Annotated in this window: 20 protein-coding genes; 13 read left to right on the plus strand and 7 right to left on the minus strand. The window is 38.8% G+C overall.

Annotated elements, in window-relative coordinates:
- Positions 1 to 325: 325 nt before the first annotated feature.
- Positions 326 to 1,636: an NCS2 family permease gene (locus LS684_RS04615; RefSeq protein ID WP_233810358.1), complete on the minus strand. Its 1,311-nt coding sequence runs from the start codon at positions 1,634 to 1,636 to the stop codon at positions 326 to 328.
- 304 nt (positions 1,637 to 1,940) lie between these two features.
- Between LS684_RS04615 and LS684_RS04620 the strand changes: the two genes are divergently transcribed.
- Both LS684_RS04620 and LS684_RS04625 read left to right on the plus strand, forming a co-directional pair.
- Positions 1,941 to 3,590: a M20/M25/M40 family metallo-hydrolase gene (locus LS684_RS04620; RefSeq protein ID WP_233810360.1), complete on the plus strand. Its 1,650-nt coding sequence runs from the start codon at positions 1,941 to 1,943 to the stop codon at positions 3,588 to 3,590.
- A gap of 289 nt (positions 3,591 to 3,879) precedes the next feature.
- The gene (locus tag LS684_RS04625) at positions 3,880 to 4,854 is read left to right on the plus strand and encodes a LacI family DNA-binding transcriptional regulator (protein ID WP_233810362.1); all 975 of its coding nucleotides are present in this window, start codon (positions 3,880 to 3,882) and stop codon (positions 4,852 to 4,854) included.
- 28 nt (positions 4,855 to 4,882) lie between these two features.
- On the opposite strand, the gene LS684_RS04630 is transcribed toward LS684_RS04625, so the two are convergent.
- A complete protein-coding gene (locus LS684_RS04630; protein ID WP_233810364.1) occupies positions 4,883 to 5,731 on the minus strand; it encodes a MurR/RpiR family transcriptional regulator in 849 nt (282 codons plus the stop codon).
- Positions 5,732 to 5,868: 137 nt separating this feature from the next.
- On the opposite strand from LS684_RS04630, the gene gnd reads away from it, so the two are divergent.
- From gnd to wrbA, 5 genes are all read left to right on the plus strand, one after another.
- A complete protein-coding gene (gene gnd / locus LS684_RS04635; protein WP_233810366.1) occupies positions 5,869 to 6,765 on the plus strand; it encodes a phosphogluconate dehydrogenase (NAD(+)-dependent, decarboxylating) in 897 nt (298 codons plus the stop codon).
- A 236-nt stretch (positions 6,766 to 7,001) separates the two neighbouring features.
- On the plus strand, positions 7,002 to 7,133 hold the full coding sequence (locus LS684_RS24090; RefSeq protein WP_267930368.1) for a hypothetical protein: 132 nt from the start codon (positions 7,002 to 7,004) through the stop codon (positions 7,131 to 7,133).
- A gap of 571 nt (positions 7,134 to 7,704) precedes the next feature.
- A complete protein-coding gene (locus LS684_RS04640; RefSeq protein WP_233810368.1) occupies positions 7,705 to 8,535 on the plus strand; it encodes an aldo/keto reductase in 831 nt (276 codons plus the stop codon).
- Positions 8,536 to 8,802: 267 nt separating this feature from the next.
- Entirely contained in the window at positions 8,803 to 9,504 is a 702-nt protein-coding gene (locus LS684_RS04645; RefSeq protein ID WP_233810370.1) for a pirin family protein, read from the plus strand.
- Between the two features lie 16 nt (positions 9,505 to 9,520).
- Positions 9,521 to 10,132 carry an NAD(P)H:quinone oxidoreductase gene (gene wrbA / locus LS684_RS04650; protein ID WP_233810372.1) on the plus strand — a complete coding sequence of 204 codons (612 nt, stop codon included), beginning with the start codon at positions 9,521 to 9,523 and terminating at the stop codon, positions 10,130 to 10,132.
- A 222-nt stretch (positions 10,133 to 10,354) separates the two neighbouring features.
- Here the strand turns inward: wrbA and LS684_RS04655 are convergent, their stop codons facing one another.
- Together LS684_RS04655 and LS684_RS04660 are read right to left on the minus strand one after the other, a co-directional pair.
- Complete coding sequence (locus LS684_RS04655; protein ID WP_233810374.1) at positions 10,355 to 10,585, minus strand: hypothetical protein; 231 nt, start codon at positions 10,583 to 10,585, stop codon at positions 10,355 to 10,357.
- A 423-nt stretch (positions 10,586 to 11,008) separates the two neighbouring features.
- Positions 11,009 to 11,923, minus strand: coding sequence for an RluA family pseudouridine synthase (locus LS684_RS04660; RefSeq protein WP_233810376.1), 915 nt, complete (start codon positions 11,921 to 11,923; stop codon positions 11,009 to 11,011).
- Positions 11,924 to 12,144: 221 nt separating this feature from the next.
- Here LS684_RS04660 and LS684_RS04665 point away from each other — a divergent pair, with 221 nt between their 5' ends.
- Positions 12,145 to 12,540, plus strand: coding sequence for a YhcU family protein (locus LS684_RS04665; RefSeq protein WP_233810378.1), 396 nt, complete (start codon positions 12,145 to 12,147; stop codon positions 12,538 to 12,540).
- A gap of 90 nt (positions 12,541 to 12,630) precedes the next feature.
- Here LS684_RS04665 and LS684_RS04670 read toward each other — a convergent pair whose 3' ends face one another.
- Positions 12,631 to 13,101 (minus strand): thioredoxin family protein, encoded by a 471-nt coding sequence (locus LS684_RS04670; RefSeq protein WP_233810380.1) that lies wholly within the window; start codon positions 13,099 to 13,101, stop codon positions 12,631 to 12,633.
- A 1-nt stretch (position 13,102) separates the two neighbouring features.
- Complete coding sequence (locus LS684_RS04675) at positions 13,103 to 13,537, minus strand: disulfide oxidoreductase (protein ID WP_233810382.1); 435 nt, start codon at positions 13,535 to 13,537, stop codon at positions 13,103 to 13,105.
- A gap of 249 nt (positions 13,538 to 13,786) precedes the next feature.
- Between LS684_RS04675 and LS684_RS04680 the strand changes: the two genes are divergently transcribed.
- The gene (locus LS684_RS04680; protein ID WP_233810384.1) at positions 13,787 to 15,325 is read left to right on the plus strand and encodes a bifunctional GNAT family N-acetyltransferase/carbon-nitrogen hydrolase family protein; all 1,539 of its coding nucleotides are present in this window, start codon (positions 13,787 to 13,789) and stop codon (positions 15,323 to 15,325) included.
- 36 nt (positions 15,326 to 15,361) lie between these two features.
- Here LS684_RS04680 and LS684_RS04685 read toward each other — a convergent pair whose 3' ends face one another.
- Positions 15,362 to 15,514, minus strand: a complete 153-nt coding sequence (locus tag LS684_RS04685) for a hypothetical protein (RefSeq protein WP_233810386.1) — start codon at positions 15,512 to 15,514, stop codon at positions 15,362 to 15,364.
- A gap of 533 nt (positions 15,515 to 16,047) precedes the next feature.
- On the opposite strand from LS684_RS04685, the gene LS684_RS04690 reads away from it, so the two are divergent.
- From LS684_RS04690 to LS684_RS04705, 4 genes are all read left to right on the plus strand, one after another.
- Positions 16,048 to 17,793: a phospho-sugar mutase gene (locus LS684_RS04690; protein ID WP_233810388.1), complete on the plus strand. Its 1,746-nt coding sequence runs from the start codon at positions 16,048 to 16,050 to the stop codon at positions 17,791 to 17,793.
- 298 nt (positions 17,794 to 18,091) lie between these two features.
- Complete coding sequence (locus LS684_RS04695; protein ID WP_233810390.1) at positions 18,092 to 19,207, plus strand: GAF domain-containing sensor histidine kinase; 1,116 nt, start codon at positions 18,092 to 18,094, stop codon at positions 19,205 to 19,207.
- 12 nt (positions 19,208 to 19,219) lie between these two features.
- Positions 19,220 to 19,858 (plus strand): response regulator, encoded by a 639-nt coding sequence (locus tag LS684_RS04700; protein WP_233810392.1) that lies wholly within the window; start codon positions 19,220 to 19,222, stop codon positions 19,856 to 19,858.
- Positions 19,859 to 19,995: 137 nt separating this feature from the next.
- Positions 19,996 to 20,523, plus strand: coding sequence for an NADPH-dependent FMN reductase (locus LS684_RS04705; protein ID WP_233810394.1), 528 nt, complete (start codon positions 19,996 to 19,998; stop codon positions 20,521 to 20,523).
- Positions 20,524 to 20,528: the final 5 nt, after the last annotated feature.

Consider the following 20,528-nt stretch of genomic DNA (forward strand, 5'->3'; position numbering starts at 1 on the left):
GAAATCCAGTCTATTATTTACAAATTTTAGGTGAGAAAACGCTTGCATTGCCAAATGCTGATAAAAGTTCATCTTTTCAGAAAATGGTTTATCTTCAAAAAAGAATGTGGCGAGTTCTACTTCTGAAGGACGTCTTTTGTGGGGGGGGGCCTAGCCTAGCAGTTTCCCTAGCTAAGCTCCGTTCTGTATCTCGACTTTTCCGTGCATGCGCCAGTATCAAAAAATCAATTATTTCCTTCTACAAAATAAAAAGACAAAAGGCAACGAGCGATGCCTTTTGTCTATACGCTTAGGGTTGCTCAATAATTGAGCATTCTTTTTATCTTTAATGCGGCAAGAAAGCCAATTGATAGAAGAATAATACAGCGAAAAGGTAAACAAGCGGATGAACATCCTTCCATTTCCCTTTAACAATTTTCATAAGCGGATAAGAAATGAATCCAAGGGCAATACCAGTAGCAATACTAGATGTTAGTGGCATGCTTAGAATAATTAAGAACGCTGGGAACGCTTCATCAAGCTCGCCCCATTCAATATGAGATATGCTACTCATCATTAAGCTTCCAACGATAATAAGTGCAGGTGCTGTAATGGCAGCTAGTCCAGAAACAGCGCTAACGAGCGGTCCAAAAAAGGCCGATACGATAAATAGGATGGCTACTGTTAATGATGTTAATCCTGTACGTCCTCCTGCAGCTACCCCTGCAGATGATTCGATGTAAGCCGAAGTTGGACTTGTTCCGAACATTGCCCCAACAGTTGTCGCAATTGAATCAGATAATAGTGCTTCACGAGCACGTGGCATCGTTTTGCCTTTCATAAGTCCTGCTTGCTGTGCGACACCAATCATTGTTCCAGTTGTATCAAAGATGGTTACGAGTAAGAAAGAGAACACAACGGCATATAAGCTATGCTGGATCACATCTGAAATGGCAGTGATCGGGTTTAAGACCATGAAGCCTTCAGGAAGGGAAGGCATGGACACGAAACCTTGGTCAAACGAAAGCTGTCCTGTAAAAAAGGCGATGAATCCTGTTGCGATCATTCCAAAGAACATGGCTCCGTTCACACGTAGAGTCATCAGAACCAAGGTAATTGCAAGGCCAATAAGAGCAAGAATGGCAGATGGGGAATGCAAGTCCCCTAACCCGACTAAATTGGTAGGGTGATCAGTAATAATTCCAGTTAGACGTAAGCCGATAAAAGCTATAAACAACCCAATCCCAGCTGTAATACCATGCTTTAAGTTTTCTGGGATGGCTTCAATTAATTTTTTACGAAATGGTGTTAGCGATAAAATGATGAAAATAACACCAGCGATAAATACTGCAGCAAAAGCAGTCACATAATCAATGTTTCCATGTGTTCCAACAACTGAATAAGCGAAATATGCGTTAAGCCCCATACCAGGTGCGATTGCGATTGGATAATTGGCGAATAGTGCCATCCACAACGTTCCAATAACAGATGCGATGATTGTTGCCGTAAATACTTGGTCAAACGGTACCCCAGCATCTGCTAATATCACCGGGTTTACAATGACGATGTACACCATCGTTAAAAAGGTTGTAATCCCTGCAATCATTTCTGTTTTTGGGTTAGTTTGATTTTCCTGTAATTTAAAATACTTATACATGAGAGAACCCTCCGAAAATACGAACAATTTTTAAACACAAATAATATAATATTCGTTTTTAATCTAAAATTCAAGAGAGAAATTTTGAATTTACGATTGTTTTTTAAGATGGTATTTTATCAGCTGGTGGAAAGAAGTGTTGGTTACTTCGACTAAAAACCAATTATTTATTTAAAAAAGAAATATTCTCATAGAGTTATTGAATAAGCACAGTTTTCCATAATGAAACGTTAGATAAAGAAACGTTTGAATTTTCATAAATCAAAAGGTAGACTCAGATTAGATATAGAGGGAGGGCTTAACCATGTTGTCTGAGTTGTTTTCTTTAAGCTTAGAGGAGCAGGCTGAACGATTAACGGAAGAGCTTGTCAAAATAAAAAGCTACAATCAAAGTAATGGAGAAGTGCAAAAGGCGGACTTTATTTATCATTTGCTACAAACCTTTCCTTATTTTAAGGAAAATCCGTTACATGTATGGACACAAGACATCCCTTTTGATAGTGCACGCAGAAAGAATGTCTTTGCGTTCTTTGAAAAGAGTCCAAACCATCGGAATACGATAATTTATCATGCTCATATTGATACAGTAGGAGTAGAGGATTATGGAAACATAGAAGAATTCGCACATAATCCAAAAAGGCTTGAAGAGTTTTTCTCGAAATATGATGGAGATGAAGAATTGAGAAGTGATGCTCAATCAGGTGATTGGTTGTTTGGAAGAGGGGCATTGGATATGCAAAGCGGTGTCGCAATCCACCTTGTTAACCTTCTATATTATACAGAGCATGCAGATGAGTTGAATGGCAACTTGTTGGTCATGTTTAATCCTGATGAAGAGGGGCAGCATGCTGGAGTTCGTTCGGCATTACATGAACTCATGCGGTTAAAAAATGAAAAAAACTTACATTATGTTTCTGCTGTGAATAATGATTTTATTACCCCATTATTTGATGGTGATACGAATAAATATATTTACACAGGAGTTGCAGGGAAGCTTTTGCCTAGTTTTTATATCGCAGGAAGGGAAGCACATGTAGGGGATAGTCTCTCTGGAGTAGATCCTACCTTAGTAGCCTCTGAGCTCAATTCAGCCATTTCTCAGAACTTTGATTTGGTTGAAAAAGTTGCTGATGAGCTTGTCCTTCCGCCAAGCTGTCTACATTTAAGGGATGATAAAAAAAGCTATGATGTTCAAACTGCGGTCAGCTGCAAGCTCTATTTCAATTATTTTATCTATGAAAAGTCTCCGAAAGAGGTGCTGAATCAATTATCAGAGATTGCAAATATGGTCTGTGAAAATATTCAGGAACGCCTTAAGCAAACCTATATTCAGTTCCGACTAACAAATGGGCTTCCGGAAAGAGAATTAGACTGGCATGTTAAAGTGACAACCATAGAAGATTATGTAAATGAGCTAAAGGGGAAAGGGATTGATACAGACGGGTATATTCAGGAAGAACTGCAAAAACGGGATGTGACCGAAGATGAGCGCATGGTGGCTTTTCGAATCGTAGAAGGCTTGCATTTTCTAGATCCCGAGAAAAAGCCAAGGGTCATATTGTTCTTTGCTCCACCATTTCTTCCATCGAACTACGTTTCGTCTTCTACTACTAAAGGCATGAGAATCCAGCAGGTGGTTGAATCCGTTATGGCTCGAATGGGTGAAGAGTATAAAATAAGAAAATATTTTCCTTATTTATCAGATGGTAGCTTTCTATCATTTAATGGAACAAAAGAAGACATGGATGCATTAAACCATAACTTTCCAGGGATGAATCAGCTTTTCCCCCTTCCTCTAATTGAAATGAAGGAATTGAATATACCTTCCATTAATATTGGTGTCTACGGAAAAGGTGGTCATAAGTGGACAGAACGAGTGTATAAGCCGTATACCTTTCATGTATTGCCGAAGCTTATAAGAGAAGTAACGAATCAGTTGTTAGAAAAGGCATGACGATAAAAGGGATCGAGAGAACATACTCGGGATCCCTTTCGTTATGAGGAGGATTCGTTTCCTCAATTAAAGAAAAAGTCATCAAAGGACTCCAGCTCATCTGAGTTAGATGGAATTGCTAGCATAGCTCCAAAAACGATGACTAAGCACATAAATAAGAGTAAAATAAACCCTAACATAGTCAACACTCCTTGTATTTTGTTTCTATATGAAATGTAAAGTATGAAACGCGTTTCATAGCAAGAAGTTTTTGAAAATAGTCATTTTGAATAACAAAGGATGAACTCAGGTGGGGAATATTCGAGAAATTGCAAGGCTTGCTGGTGTATCGGTGACAACTGTATCGAGAGTGTTAAACAATCACCCTTATGTAAAAAAAGAAAAGCGTGACGCCGTTATAGAAGCCGTTGAGAGGTTAAATTACACGAAAAACAGTAATGCGGTACATCTTTCAAAAGGAAGAACACATATGATTGGCGTCATGCTGCCTTATGTGAATCATCCTTACTTTAGTTCGATTTTAGAAGGGATTGCCGATGCTGCATTATCTCATTCTTATAGCTTAAACCTGTTTCAAACGAACTATGATTTCACAAAGGAACTGGATGCTCTAGAAAAATTGAAAACGAAACAGGTAGATGGCATGATCATTACGTCACGCTCCAGTGATGTTTCGTTTCTTGAGAAATTCTCTGAAGAAGGTCCTATCATTCTGTGTGAAAACCTAGGAGAAGACTGGCATTCTTCTGTGTACATTGACCATTACCAAGCTTTTTTAGATGGACTATTATTTTTAGCAGAGAAAGGTCATACGAAAATAGGGTATTGTTTAGGAAGGCTGACAGGGACGAATAGCCAGCTTAGAATTCAAGCCTTTCATGATGGCATGGAGCGTTTAAATGTAAAAGTGAATGAGGATTGGGTATTTCATCAATGTACCTTTATAGAGGACGGACGAAGGGTTGCTCACGAAATCTTCCAATTAAAGGACAAACCAACTGCATTACTTGTTTCAAGCGATCAAGTAGCTGCTGGAATATTAACTCAATCTAAAAAGCTAGGTATACGAATCCCAAAAGATTTGGCTCTTTTAAGTTTTGATAATCACCCTCTTTCAGAAGGGTTGGAATTATCGACAATGGACCTTCCGGTAAAAGAAATGGGGAGGGAGGCATTTGAGCTTTTTCTTGATGATTTAAATGGAAGCGGTCAGAGAAAACAGCGAAAGCTTCCCTACCATTTAATAAGGAGGAGAAGTGTATAGGAAAAGCAGGCCAAATCTTTCGACCTGCTTACATCCGTTTCAAAGAGATGGCTTGGCGAATTTTTTGCAGACTTTCCTTTGCTGTCTCTTCCCGAGCCATCATCACATTAACAAACAAAGCATCGATAATGGTTAATTGAGCAATCCTTGATGACAAGGCTTCAGAACGGTAGATTGTTTCTTCAGCTACAGTAAATAAGGAGATATCAGCTCTTTGGCTCAGTGGAGATTTAGCATAATTCGTAATAGCAATCGTTTGGACATGGTTTTCTTTTAATAAATCCAATACTTGTAACAAATCCTTCGTTGACCCAGAATGGGAGATCAGTATGGCCAAATCCTTCGAGGATAATTGAGAAGCTGACATCAGTTGAATATGTGTATCACTATTAGCCTGAACAGGAATTCCAGAGCGGATAAACTTGTGATATGCATCCATCGCTATAATACTAGATCCTCCACTTCCGAAGAACTCTACTTTATCGGAAGCAAGTATGGCTTTAACGGCAGTTTCAAAGTCACCAGTAATTTTTAATGTATCCTCAAGTGTTTTGATATTTGACCGGAATACCTTTTCTGTAACGGTCTGTATATCATCTTCTTCATTAATGTGCTCATGAATATCCTTCATTGGCGTCACAATTTCAGCAGCTAACGCAATTTTCATGGCCTGAAAGCCCTTAAATCCTAAGCGCTTGCAAAAGCGAAAGACGGTAGAGTCCGCTACTTCTAGATCGTCAGCTACTTGATTAATGGAGCAATGAACAATCTTTTCGGGATCGTTAGCGATATAATCAGCTATCCGTTTTTCCTTATCGCTTAAATGAACATAATGTGTTTTAATCCGTGCTAAACAGTGAAGCTGTTCATAATTCATGATGGCACCTCACGAAAATAATTTTCTTTATTTCTAGTATAACGAAAAATTTTTTTTTGAAAACGATCATTTACGGAAAAAAATTTTGTATAATGAGCATATATATGAAAATTTTTTTCATCCTTGAGGAGGACATTATGAATATTGGAATGATCGGACTAGGAAAAATGGGATATAACCTCTCATTAAACTTAAAGAAGCATGGACACGAGGTTGTGGCTTTTGATAAAGATACAAATTTAGTTGAGAAAGTGACAGCAGACGGGATAATTGGAGTTTCTACAATTGAAAAGCTTGTGCAAGGATTGCCTACACCTAGAATCATTTGGTTAATGGTACCTGCAGGAGATATTACAGAAGCGGTAGTTGAAGAGGTTTCAAGCTACTTAGAGTCAGGTGACATTTTAATAGACGGTGGAAATTCAAATTACAAAGATACCCTTCGTCGTGAGCAAACATTAAAAGAAAAGGGAATCTATTTCTTTGATTGCGGGACAAGTGGTGGAATGGAAGGTGCACGAAACGGTGCATGCACAATGATTGGTGGAGACGAAGAGGTATTCCGCTTGATTGAACCAATTTTCAAGGACATTACGGTTGATAATGGATATTTGTATGCTGGTAGAACAGGGAGTGGCCACTTCTTGAAAATGGTTCATAATGGAATTGAGTACGGGATGATGCAAGCAATTGCAGAAGGCTTTGAAATTCTTGAAAAAAGTCCATTCGACTATGATTACGAAAAAGTGGCTAAGGTATGGAATAACGGTTCAGTCATTCGCTCTTGGTTAATGGAACTAACGGAGAATGCTTTTTCAAAAGATGCGAAGCTAGATGGCATCAAAGGAGTTATGCACTCTTCGGGAGAAGGGAAATGGACTGTAGAAACGGCTCTAGATCTACAAGCAGCCGCACCTGTTATCGCTTTATCTCTAATGATGCGCTACCGCTCATTGGAGGATGACACCTTTACAGGTAAAGTAGTTGCTGCCCTTCGAAATGAATTTGGGGGTCATGCAGTAGTTAAAAAATAATAATAGTACGGAGAAACATTATTTGACCGTGAACAAACTCGATGTGAATCAAGCTTGTTCACGGTTTTTTTTTGCTGAGGTCTCTTTTTGTATTTTGGTTTTAGTAGCTCTAGGTTGATTAGAACCGGATTTGCTTAACCCTTCTTCGGGATTAGCTGGACATGTGACCCTGCAACGCATTAGTCGGCCCGCACACCCACGGAAATCGAAGCATCTAGTTGGATTCAAACGTCTAAATGAATCAAGCAATCCATAAGGAGTATTTCAGTGAGTTCTATCAGCATATTGCAGATGTCAGTATGGCAAATGCCAAGATCAATAAAAAACCGCATTTCATTGACCTCATGAGAATGCCAATGGGGTCTTAATCCCATTCATACAAATTCCAACGAGCAATCCGAAATCTAGTAGATATGAACAAAAAAATGGGTGTTAGCATAGAATGAAGAAGAAATTCAAATGGAAAAGGATACGACTTTTTACAAGTGGATGAAGGAAGTACTCATGAAGAATGAGTGTTCTTCTATGGGAGATTTTTTAATACAAGGTTAGATTACCTTCTTCATCCGAAAGCAGTCTAAAGCAGAAGGATGCGAAACGCCTGCCGGAGCAGTCGGGCAGATGAGGATCCACAGGAGAAGCTGAGGATACTCACCGCACGCGAGTATCCTGGAACGGAAAACTGCTCATGTTACAAATGCAACATGGTATTCGAAAACAACCTTATAAAAAATCTTACCACGCAAGCGGTTTAGGACAAATTTTTCGCGGGAACAAATTAGCAACAGCGAAAACAACGGCTTTTAGCCGCTTTATATAAATGGAGCGCCCCTAATTTGGAGGCGCTCTTTCGATGGTCTAGGTATTTCTATTGGAGTATATTGGAATCGGGATGATACACTAGAATGGAAAACAACTATGCAAGTGGAGGTGTTAGATATGAAGAAAAGTCTATACGACAAAGTAAATTTACATAATGGGGTGGAAATGCCTCAGTTTGGATTAGGCGTATACAAAGTAGAAGAAGGGAAAGAAGTTTGCGACACGGTAACGTCTGCATTGGAAATTGGCTATCGCTTAATTGACACAGCGGCACTTTATAAAAATGAAGAAGGGGTTGGAAAAGCGATTAGAAAGAGTTCCGTTCCAAGAGAAGAACTATTTATTACAACCAAAGTGTGGAATAGCGATCAAGGGTATGAATCGACCTTAAAGGCATTTGAGGATAGCATGGGGAAGCTTGCTCTAGAATATGTAGATTTGTATCTTATTCATTGGCCGGTGAAGGAGAAATATCACGACACTTGGAGAGCGTTAGAGAAGCTATACCTTGATGGCCGTGTCAAAGCAATTGGCGTTAGTAATTTTCAAATTCACCATCTAGAGGATCTAATGAAGCAGTCAGAAATCAAGCCAATGGTCAATCAGGTCGAGCTCCATCCTTTGCTTTCACAAGTTGAGCTTAGAAGCTTTTGCAGTGAGCAGCAAATTCAAATAGAGGCATGGTCACCTATTGCAAGAGGGCGTATATTAGACAACCTGACATTAAATGAACTAGCGACAAAGTATGAAAAATCTTCTGCCCAAATTATTCTACGTTGGCATTTGCAAAATGACGTCATCATTATTCCAAAGTCTGTTACACCATCGAGATTAGTAGAAAATGCAAATATTTTTGATTTTGAATTGAATCCGAAGGAGATGGAGGCAATCAATCGTTTAAATGTAAACCAACGTTTCGGAGCAGACCCAGACGATTTTGATTTTTAACCGAGAAACTAACAAAGGCATATATTTCATTTCTCTAACGTAAAGCGACCGTTGACTTAATTGGTACGGTACGGTCGCTTTTATTCATTTAAAGCACTTCTAAAAAAAATAGAGCAAGTTCGCTTGACGAATAGTAATAAAGGTTTTATAATTATCTCGAATTAAAGATATTTTTTTGTATTATATCTCGAATTCAAAATAATTAACTTCGAGATATAGTTTTAAATGAATGAAAATAGGAAATAAGGTAGGAAAGGAGTGAATGTAGTGATTACAGTTTATCCTGCTGAAAAACGTTTTTCGGCCGATCATGGTTGGTTGAAAACGAGCTTCAGCTTTTCATTTGCAGAATATTATGATCCAACAAACATGAACTTTGGGCCGATGAGAGTCTTAAATGATGATTTTATTGCACCTAATAGAGGGTTTGGCACACATCCTCATAAAGAAATGGAAATCGTCTCAATTGTTCTCGAAGGCCAATTAAAGCACGAGGATAGCACAGGTCAAACAGCTACAACGACCTTTGGAGAAATTCAGCGAATGTCAGCAGGTACAGGTGTATTCCATTCTGAGGTGAATCCATCTAGCACAGAAGAAGTTAATCTTCTTCAGCTATGGTTCATACCTGAGTCGAATGGAATAGAGCCCTCATATGAAAAAACAAGCTTTGATATGGATGCATTGAAAAACAAACTGTTACCGGTAGTTTCAAAGCAATCGAAAGAAGGGATTGCTCACATCCATCAAGACTTAACGATCTACTTATCTGATCTAGAGGAAGGAAAGATCATTCAATTTGAACAAAAGCCAGGAAGAAAAGTGTTTCTGTTTACGATTGAAGGGAATTTGAAGATAAATGAAGACTTTGAATTAGCCAAGCGTGATTCTGCACGAATAACGGAGACAGAGACCGTCCATATAAAAGCAAATTCGAATAGCCGCTTGATGTTGATTGACTTACCATAATAAGGAGAGATGTATAATGGAAAATGTAAATTTAGCAATTATTTATTATAGCTCAACAGGAACGAACTATCAGCTTGCGAACATGGCAGCAGAAGGAGCAAAAGAAGCTGGTGCAAACGTAAAGGTATTAAAAGTAGAAGAACTTGCACCACAATCAGCAATTGAAGGGAATCCAGCATGGAAAGCACACGTAGAAGACACGAAGGATGTACCAGTTGTTGCATTAAATGATCTTGAGTGGGCCGATGCCATTATATTTAGTGTTCCGACTCGTTTTGGAAGTCTACCTTCACAAATGAAACAATTTTTAGACACGACAGGAGGTCTATGGTTCCAAGGGAAGTTAGCAAATAAAGTAGTTAGTGCCATGGCTTCCACTAGCAATCTTCATGGTGGCCATGAACAAACGATTCACCACCTATACACAACGATGATGCATTGGGGTGCGATCATTGCTGCCCCAGGATATACAGATCCATCTATATTTGCCGCTGGAGGAAACCCATACGGGACATCTGTAACCGTAGACCAAGACGGAAACTTTAAAGAAGATGTAGAAGCAGCGGTTAAACACCAAGCCAAGCGTACTGCTCAAATTGCTTCTTGGGTAAAAGCAGGATTACAATAAAAAAAGAAAAAGGCATCTTTTCCTAAGTAGTTCCGATACTGTGGAGAAAATGTTAAATAACAGTTGAATTATCACATTAAATCTCACTCACTTTATCACCATAAATAACAGTACAAAAAGCATACAAAAAACGCTTGGGATTAAACACCCAAGCGTTCTGTTTTTTATATCGTCTTTTTCAACTAAACCACCCGTTTGTTTAAGTACATTTGAAACCAACAGTTATCCAAAGTGATTATGAAACCACCAAACAATAAGAATCATACTCATTATTCCCCAAGCTGTGGTACTCATTATCCACCAAATTATGGATTTAGCTTTTGTTGAGTTTTCCTCGTCCTCCATATTTGCTGTTATAAAAGCGAGCTTACTTTCCATACCTTTTTTCATAGAAGTGAGAACAACAAATCCGATTATTATAAAACCAATAGTTATCCAGAGTGACAAGTCCACCTTTTATACCTCCCTTTTCTTGTAAATTACTTTCCTTTCAATCTTCTTTATTCAATTCAATTATCTGCTCCGTTAGAAGAACTTTCCTTCACAAACTCTACGTTTATTTTAACATAAAATTACTATTGCCTACTTAGTAAATAATAATCAACATAGCAATTGGCATACTAAATAATATAGTAATTATCACGTAGACAACAGCTATTGTCACTATGTTATTTAAGGTGCGATTTCAAATGCGGATTCAAGCGTTTTTATCCAATAAACATCGATATATAAGAAAAAAACAACAGACCAAATCATATGAGATTTGGTCTGTTAATTAGTGTGCTATTTTAAATGTTTCTCCACAAAAACTGAACTACTTAATTTTTTCGATGCCTGTTTCTCTTTTTTAGGCAGGAATTTTCCCGCTCTGCTTTTTTAAATAGAGTAGGGATCTACACTAAAGATGGCTGGTTCATCTAGGAACGGTGCATAGCAAGTAATCTTCTCTCTAGTAAAAGGGTGAAGAAATTCAAGCTTTACTGCATGTAATGCTTGCCTTGGAGTAAAGAGCTTTCCCCCATAAAGTAAATCACCAACTAGAGGATGTCCCAAAGAGCTCAGATGAACGCGAATTTGGTGAGTTCGGCCAGTATCAAGCATGCATTTAATTAGGGTGATTTGTTTTTTAGTATCCTGATTCAGAACTTCGAAATGGGTTATAGCTTCTTGTCCAGTTGGAGAAGTTCTCCGTCTAGTAGGGTGATGTCTGTCTCTGCCGATAGGGGTTGAAATCGTCCCTTTTTTCTTTGTAAGTAAACCTTGGACGAGTGCAACATAGGTTCTCTTAATCACTCGATTTTCAAGCATTTGGTCTAAGATTGCGCCAGCAATAGGCTGTTTTGCAAAAAGGATAGCTCCTGTTGTATCCCGATCCAATCGATGAATATGCTGAACTTGCCTATTTTCTCCTTTTGCTTGTAAATGAAATGCAACGGCATTTGCCAATGTATCTGTTTGATCCTTTGTATTTGGATGTGTGTCCATGTGTGCTGGTTTATTCATCACAATGACAAATTCGTCTTCATACAGCACGTCTATTGGAAAATAGGCAGGCGTTACACCAAAGCTTTCATCTGAAAACAGCCTCAATTGTAACGTATCCCCTGCTTTTATAGGTTCTTTCCAAGGGATAAATTCCCCGTTAACAGTAATCGCTTTATCCATTCTGAGTGCATGAACATGCTTCTTTGGTGCCCCCCAAACCTCTTTTAATAGGTTTTCAATTGTGAGACCATCCCACTCCATTGGAAGAGTGATGTCAAACCGATTTCCTTTAACTTGTGTTTTCATGTGTTGATCTCCTGCTTTCATAATAAATGTCAGATAGCTGGCTTATCCTTAGTTAGAAAGACATGTTTTTGTTGGAAGAAACTACATATACTTATTGTTAGAGGCCTATATAATAGAAAATATCCCCTATTTCATGGGTATAATTACCACGTATTATCCAGTAAAAATATGTTATCCTTATTCTATATGTTGCGAATAGGATCGATAAAGGTGGGTTTTCAGTGAAAGTAGTATATGCATCAACTCCTAGTCAAGAGAAAAGGATCCGAGAACTAGTCCAATATTTCTATACAAATGTGTTTCCACTCTATTTTTCGGACGATGATATAATGGAATTTGAACAGTTACAGGTGTTACATACTTCTACAAGACACTATGAATATTTTGGAACATTGAAGGAAGCTTTTCAAGTGATAACAAGCTTACAAACACTGATCTCCATTCTAGAATCTTCCGAGCCACAGTTGAAATATGAGCCTATTTTTCGTAAAAATGTCCGGATTCTAACTGATTTTGGCTTATCCTTCCCCTTTAATTTCCAACAATTCTCGGGTGAAAAAAATGATGAAAACGTGCTAAGCATCTACACAAAAGCAGCAAATGAGCTATTAGTGTAATGAGAGGCCAGCATCTAATTGATAAGATGAATTTAGTGTACACAGTTAAAAACCACGAAACGATTCGGGAATCGCTTCGTGGTTTTTTCATTACTTACTATTCTCATTAAACCAAGTGGTAAATTCTGCTTTTTCATGGAAACCGACTATACGAGCTATTTCTTTTCCATCACGATACTGGACAATTGTAGGTGTTTCAGAAACACCGTATTGCTCCCAGCCTTGATCAAACTCTAATAAATTGTATTGAACGAGGTCAATACCCATTTCTTCTGAAAGAGGGGAAACAATTGGTGTAGTGCGCTGACAGTGTGAACAAGTAGGACTGAAGAAGTATACCGTCACATCTTCATTGTTATCGAGTCTTTTCTCAAGCTCATCAGGTAATATGATGTTTTGATAGTTAGGATCTTCTAGCTGATCAACTGTTGCTGGATGGAGGGAATCTTTTCCATATACGTTATCCCCAGACACTTTTTCCTCATTTTGCATCTTTGTTAGGACGCCAACTGCCACGAATAAAGCAATAATTAGTGCTAAAAAAATGATGACTTTTTTCAAGTTACATTTCCTCCTTTGTTTTTTTCCAAACGATGAAGCTACAAATGAAGATGATGACAAAGGCAACGAGTGCTAAGAATGGAATGGAAACAAATCCAAACCAATTAATATATTGTCCTGTACATGGAACTCGGCCGCAAGATGGAACATTGTCTGCAAAGAAGCTGACCTTCTGAATGAGATAATGGTATAGCGAGATTCCACCACCTATTAATGATAGAAGCATCGTATAAAGGGAAATCCGATAATCCTTTCGAATCACACCTAATCCGAGAATGACGACGAACGGATACATAACGATCCGTTGATACCAACAAAGCTCACATGGCTCGTATTGGCGAAACTCTGAAAAATACAGACTGCCAAACATCGCAATGACAGATGCAGCCCAAGCAACAAATAAATATGTCTCTCGATGATCTTTATTATTTTTCATTTCTCTCTCCTCAAATCGTTCATCTAATGAGATTATAGATGTAAATGAATGAGCTGTAAATGAAATTGGTCACAAACGTTACCTATTTCACAATCTTTTGTAGCTGAATTTTTTTTATTTGTTTTATTTTGTATAAATACGGGTAACTATTAAAATTACGCTATGATTCGTTAGGGTATGCTAGATTAAAGAGTGTATTCTATTATATAGAAAAGAGTCAGTATGTAGGTTAAGGAGTTGAGGGAACTTATGACAAAGCTCGATCTTTCAAGATTTGAGAAGAAGATGATAATTCGAAATACTAGAAAGGAAGACATCAACCGGATTATCTCGCTACAGAACGTTTGTTTTCCAGGAATGGTTCCATGGAAGTACGATCAATTAGAAAGTCATTTAGATGTATTCTCTGAAGGACAATTTGTTGCAGAATATGATGGAGAAATAATCGGTTCATGCTCAAGCTTAATTATTAACTTCGATGAGTATGATGATCGTCATACATGGGATGATGTAACAGACGAAGGCTATATTACTAATCATAATCCTGATGGCTATAATCTATACGGAATCGAGATTATGGTTCATCCTGATTATCGTCGCATGAAAATTGGGCAACGCTTATACGAAGCACGCAAAGAACTCGTCCGCCACCTGAATTTAAAGAGTATTATTATTGGTGGCCGCATTCCGAACTACCATAAATATGCAGAGGAAATGGCTCCAAGGGAGTATGTAAGTCAAGTTACCCTGCATAAAATCTATGATCCTGTACTGTCGTTCCAACTGTTAAATGGATTTTCACTTATGCGGATCAACCCAAACTATTTGCCTGATGATGTTCAATCCATCAAATATGCAACCTTAATGGAATGGAACAACGTGGACTACAAGCCAACCTCAAAGCGTTTTTATAAAACAAGCTATCCAGTGCGTATTTGTGTTGTTCAATATATGATGAGGCAGATTAATTCGTTCGAGGACTTTGCCAACCAAGTTGAATATTTTACTGATGTCGCATCGGATGCTGGTGCTGATTTTGCCGTATTCCCTGAAATATTTACCACACAGCTTATGTCTTTTTTAAATGAAAAGTCCCCAAGTATGGCTATTAGGAGATTAACCGAGTACACAGAGCCATACATTGAATTGTTTACAGATTTAGCAGTGCGTTACAATGTCAATATTATTGGAGGCTCTCATTTTGTAAAAGAAGAAGATGAGAAAATCTATAACATTGCTTATTTATTCCGCCGGGACGGTACAATTGAAAAACAATATAAGCTACACATTACACCAAATGAGCGAAAGTGGTGGGGGATAAGTCCAGGAGATCAAGTAAAGGTCTTTGATACCGATTGTGGAAAAATTGCTATCCAAATTTGCTATGATATCGAGTTCCCAGAGCTTGCTCGAATTGCAACAGATAAAGGGGCTAAAATTATCTTTACCCCATTCTGTACAGAGGATCGACAAGGATACTTACGTGTAAGATATTGTGCACAGGCGCGTGCAGTTGAAAATCAAATTTATACTGTTATATCGGGTACAGTAGGAAATCTTCCACAAACGGAGAACATGGATATTCAGTATGCTCAATCAGGAATTTTCGCTCCATCTGATTTTGAGTTTGCAAGGGATGGAATTGTTGGAGAAACAAATCCAAATATTGAAATGGTGTTAATAGGAGATGTAGATTTAGAGATTTTAAGGAGACAAAGACAAGATGGGACCGTACGTCAACTAAAGGATCGTCGCCAGGATATCTATTCCATACAATATAAGAAATAAAAGAGGTGATTCCCATCACCTCTTTTTCCAATATTTTCATTCTCCGCTTTCTTCCTCAGTACCTTCTGTTTCATTTTCTTCTGTGTTATTTGTATCTTCTGCATCATCCTCGTTTGAACAACCTGTGGCAACTCCTACGAACATAAATGCGGCTATTAACGCCATTAACCATTGCTTTAAATTCTTCATTTTTCACTGCCTCCTTGATTGGTTCAAAATGAATTACAGTCCTATCATACAAAAAGCCAGCCACAATTTGCACTAGCTCTTCCAATATTTTACATACATTTACAGTTTCTTAAATTTAGTAAAGAACCATTAACAAAGCATTTAGATAATTTCGGTCGAAAGTCTCTTTCAAAGGCACTCAAGCCATGCCAGATACCTAGTCTAGTTAGATAATAATTTTATCTTTTTGAACTTCTATCTATCCATGTACATGAATAGATTAAATAATTGTGGAAGCGATTGGGGGAATTGAGAGAGTGGTCTAAGGGAGGATCATTGGTAGATGAATTCCGTTATGTCGTTGAACAAGCGGAAAGAGGCTTTCGTATAGGAGAGAATGATTACCAAACAACATATTCATGATTTTGATCACTCGAGGAAAAAATAGAAAAGCGAAGCGATTTTTGTCATAATAAAGAGTACAATTTTTGAAGGAGAGTTCTTCTTTAAAAAGAAATTATTAAGTGGATCATATTGTGGGAGGAGATTGCTCCATGAACTGGAAAACGAAAGCAGAAAAATGGATTCAATTTGAAGGATTAGAACAGAATTTACGAAATGAACTACATGAATTGATGAAGGATGAAAAAGGTCTAGAAGAAGCTTTTTATAAAGATCTTGAATTTGGTACAGGTGGAATGCGTGGGGAGCTTGGTGTTGGATCAAATCGCATGAACATTTACACTGTGCGAAAAGCTTCAGCTGGATTGGCTGCTTTTATTGAATCGAAGGGCTTGGTTGCGAAAAATCGAGGGGTTGTCATCGCTTATGATTCTCGTCACATGTCAAGGGAATTCGCGATGGAAGCAGCGAAAACGTTGGCTACTCGTGGTATTCAAACATATGTATTTGACGAGTTAAGACCAACTCCTGAGCTGTCGTTTGCGGTTCGTTATTTACATGCGTATTCAGGCATTGTGATTACAGCGAGTCATAATCCTCCTGAATATAACGGCTATAAAGTATACGGTGATGACGGTGGTCAGCTACCGCCAGCAAGTGCAGATATTGTCATCGGCAAGGTAAATGAGATTGAAAACGAACTGACTCTTGAGGTGAAAGAAGAGGTCGAGCTTCGAGATAGCGGATTGATTCAAATGATTGGGAAAGAAATTGACAGAGCCTATCAAACACAGCTTTTAACTATTTGTGAAAATAAAGAGCTTGCAGAGGATTCCAAGATACATGTTGTCTTCACTCCCCTACATGGAACGGCCAATAAGCCAGTTCGAAATGCGTTAGAAGCCTTAAATTACCGCCATGTAGAGGTCGTAGCGGAGCAGGAGCATCCAGATCCAGAGTTTTCAACGGTCAAGAGTCCAAATCCTGAAGAGCATGCGGCATTTGAGCTAGCCATTCGTGATGGGAAAAAAGTGAATGCAAATTTGTTGATAGCGACAGATCCTGATGCAGATCGGTTAGGGATAGCAGTACAAAACCATGAAGGGGAGTACGTTGTTTTAACCGGAAATCAAACAGGTGCGTTATTACTTCATTACATATTATCGGAAAAGCAGCGAAAAGGAACACTTCCAAGCAATGGGATGATGCTCAAAACGATTGTGACCTCAGAATTAGGAAGCAAAGTGGCATCCTCTTTTGGTGTGAAGACTGAGAATGTATTAACAGGTTTTAAATTTATTTCGGAAAAAATCAAAGATTACGAAGCAACGGGAGAGCATACCTTCTTGTTTGGTTATGAAGAAAGCTATGGATATTTAATCGGTGATTTTGCTAGGGATAAAGATGCTGTTCAAGCAGCTATTTTAGCGACTGAAGTATGTGCTTCCTATGAAAAGCAAGGGAAATCCTTGTATGATGCACTCTTGGATCTATTTGAGGAATATGGATATTATCAAGAAGGCCTTCGCTCGCTAACATTAAAAGGGAAGGAAGGGGCAGAGAAAATTCAACAAACACTAGCCTCCTTCCGTAATGAGCCATTAAAGAAGTTAGGTGATTTACGGGTAGCGGTTGCAGAGGATTACTTGCTAGGCCTTCGCATGACTGCAGATGGCAAAGAAGAAAACATCAGCCTTCCGAAATCAAATGTTCTAAAATATGTGTTCGAGGATGGGTCATGGGTATGCTTACGCCCATCAGGTACAGAACCGAAAATTAAGTTCTATTTTGGGGTAAATAGCTCAAGCTTAACAGAAAGCCATGAAAAACTATCTGCCCTTGAAGCTGAGTTTATGAAAACGGTGGAAGAGAAAATGAATGGTGTGGCAAGTAAATAATTAGTGTGAAGGAAGAGGCCAGCAATAATAGGTTGGTCTCTTTTTTAATGGGGATTTATAGCCATTTTGTTGTGATTGAAGGGGTGCTTTTACATAGAAAAGAGTGGTGGAAAGTTATGATACCCAGTAGATCATATCAGAAATTTCCATCTATTCGCTAGTAAAGCTGTTATTAGTTTTTATGGTTGCGCTCCTTTTTTCTCAAACTTTAGTCGGAGATTCTCTCCGTCTTTTTTCTAACGTCAAATAGTCTGAAAAACGATATAATTAGGAAAAAAGGGTTGGAGGATTGGTTTCTTTGAAGGGAGAGCGGCTTTCAGAAATACAAATCTTAAAGGAAATCGCAGAGCTGTTGAATGAGGGAACAGATTTGCATCACATGCTTTCAGAAGTGTTAAGAAAGCTATTGCATGTTACGGGAATGAAAACTGGTTGGATTTTTTTAATCGATGATTCACTGAAATTTCGGCTAGCAGCATATGAGGCATTGCCTCCTGCTTTAAGGGAAAATAGCTGTGAAGTTATGTGCGAAGGGGATTGCTGGTGCATTGATCGCTATAATGATGGCCGTCTGGAGAAAGCAACTAACATTATTGAGTGCAAGCGAATTGAGGACGTGATTGCTGAAAGCAGAGGAGAAACGAACCATTTAACCCATCATGCAACTGTTCCACTTCGTGCGGGCAAGGAAAAGTTCGGATTGCTGAATATTGGCTCTCCTTTTAAAACTCACTTTTCAACTGAGGAGCTGGACCTTCTAGAAGCCGTTGCATTTCAAGTTGGTACGGCGATTAAGCGAATTAACTTAACGCAACGGGAACAAGAGAATGCATTAACAGCAGAGAGAAATCGACTAGCCCGTGACTTACATGATTCGGTGAATCAATTGCTTTTTTCCGTCAGCTTAACAGCTCGAGGGGGGAAGGAAATGGTCGCAGATCTTGAGGTAAAAGAAACATTTGATTATATTCAAGACCTGGCCCAGGATGCTCTAAGTGAAATGCGTGCGCTCATTTGGCAGCTTCGTCCGAAAGGACTTGAAAATGGAATTTCAAGTGCGTTAAAGGGGTATGGGGCCATGCTTGGTTTAAATGTGTCCACCGATGTAATGGGTGTGATTTGTTTGCCTTGTAAAGTCGAGGAGACACTTTGGAGAATTGGCCAAGAGGCGCTAGCTAACTGTAAAAAGCACTCACAGCAAACCAATGTATCCATTCAGTTTAAAATCGTCAATAATACGCTAGTTTTTACCATTAAGGACCAAGGATGTGGGTTTCATTATGATGATCAGCAGGAGCTCCCATCGTTAGGCTTAAGAAGTATGAAGGATCGAACGGAATTACTAAATGGGCAGTTCGATCTCGAAAGCGCACCAGGCAAGGGCACCAAGATTCAGATTACGATTCCGGTCTAAGGAGGAAGTGGGATGACGATTCAACTATTAATTGCAGATGACCATCACGTGGTACGAAGAGGACTTGTTTTCTTTTTAAAAACACAGGCGGGAATTCAGATTGTGGGAGAAGCCAAAGACGGGAATGAAGCTGTTCAAATGGCAGGAGAGCTTCAGCCTGATTTAGTCTTAATGGACCTAGATATGCCAGTGATGAACGGAATTGAAGCAACTGAAAAAATTAAAGCTAGGTATCCTCAAATAAAAGTCATGATTTTAACAAGCTTTTCTGATCAAGATCATGTTATACCGGCCATTGAAGCTGGGGCTTCAGGCTATCAATTAAAAGATGTAGAGCCAGATGAGCTCGTTCGATCGATTAGAGGGCTGATGGCAGGTGACAACCAATTGCATCCAAAAGCAACCTCTCACCTCCTCACGCATTTAACGAGCAAGCATAAAGTAGAAAAAAATCCAATAGATGAATTAACGAAAAGGGAGCTTGAAGTGTTGCAGGAGATTGCGAAGGGTAAAAGCAATAAAGAAATTGCTACCTCACTTTTCATAACGGAAAAAACGGTCAAAACACACGTGTCGAATGTGCTATCTAAGCTAGGACTTGCCGATCGTACACAAGCAGCTTTGTTCGCTGTTCGAAACCAACTCATCTAACCTACAACTTTGGTCGTAGAATTTGTGTTCGGAGGGTAGACCAATTTCGTAGGGAAAGTTCAAGCGAAGCGACGATTTAAACGGTATGATCTCTCCTTATAATAAAACTATAGAAAACATAAAGGAGAGAAAAATATATGAATGTAATTGTAGTTAATGGAAGCCCAAGAAAAAAAGGAAGAACGGGGATTGCGACCAGTGCCATTGCGAGAACATATGGCGCTCACTTGATTGATCTAAGTGATGGAACCATTCCTCTCTATAACGGAGAAGAGGAGCAAGCTCAACTTTCTGCTATCCAATCTCTTCGACAAACGGTTAAGGAAGCTGACGGGGTAATTATTGCTACACCTGAATACCACAACGCGATGAGCGGAGCACTGAAAAATATGTTTGATTTTCTCAGTAGTGAGCAATTCAGCCACAAACCGGTTGCATTATTAGCTGTTGCTGGCGGAGGAAAAGGTGGAATGAATGCCCTCAATAGTATGCGTACGGTGGTAAGGGGCGTATATGCAAATGCCATTCCTAAGCAGGTTGTATTAGATCCACACTGCTTTGATTATGAAAATGATGGCTTAAATGAAGAGTCTGCTCATTTAGTAAAGCAAATGATGGAAGAATTAACACGTTATATGAATGCGTATCAAGTAATGAAGGGGTAATAGGG

It is taken from the genome of Cytobacillus spongiae (genome assembly GCF_021390075.1).

Bases quoted from the DNA above. Each gene is read 5' to 3' on its own strand.
- LS684_RS04615 (WP_233810358.1), bottom strand. From the start codon at position 1,636: ATGTATAAGTATTTTAAATTACAGGAAAATCAAACTAACCCAAAAACA.
- LS684_RS04620 (WP_233810360.1), top strand. From the start codon at position 1,941: ATGTTGTCTGAGTTGTTTTCTTTAAGCTTAGAGGAGCAGGCTGAACGA.
- LS684_RS04630 (WP_233810364.1), bottom strand. From the start codon at position 5,731: ATGAATTATGAACAGCTTCACTGTTTAGCACGGATTAAAACACATTAT.
- gnd (WP_233810366.1), top strand. From the start codon at position 5,869: ATGAATATTGGAATGATCGGACTAGGAAAAATGGGATATAACCTCTCA.
- LS684_RS24090 (WP_267930368.1), top strand. From the start codon at position 7,002: ATGAATCAAGCAATCCATAAGGAGTATTTCAGTGAGTTCTATCAGCAT.
- LS684_RS04640 (WP_233810368.1), top strand. From the start codon at position 7,705: ATGAAGAAAAGTCTATACGACAAAGTAAATTTACATAATGGGGTGGAA.
- wrbA (WP_233810372.1), top strand. From the start codon at position 9,521: ATGGAAAATGTAAATTTAGCAATTATTTATTATAGCTCAACAGGAACG.
- LS684_RS04660 (WP_233810376.1), bottom strand. From the start codon at position 11,923: ATGAAAACACAAGTTAAAGGAAATCGGTTTGACATCACTCTTCCAATG.
- LS684_RS04675 (WP_233810382.1), bottom strand. From the start codon at position 13,537: ATGAAAAATAATAAAGATCATCGAGAGACATATTTATTTGTTGCTTGG.
- LS684_RS04680 (WP_233810384.1), top strand. From the start codon at position 13,787: ATGACAAAGCTCGATCTTTCAAGATTTGAGAAGAAGATGATAATTCGA.
- LS684_RS04685 (WP_233810386.1), bottom strand. From the start codon at position 15,514: ATGAAGAATTTAAAGCAATGGTTAATGGCGTTAATAGCCGCATTTATG.
- LS684_RS04690 (WP_233810388.1), top strand. From the start codon at position 16,048: ATGAACTGGAAAACGAAAGCAGAAAAATGGATTCAATTTGAAGGATTA.
- LS684_RS04700 (WP_233810392.1), top strand. From the start codon at position 19,220: ATGACGATTCAACTATTAATTGCAGATGACCATCACGTGGTACGAAGA.
- LS684_RS04705 (WP_233810394.1), top strand. From the start codon at position 19,996: ATGAATGTAATTGTAGTTAATGGAAGCCCAAGAAAAAAAGGAAGAACG.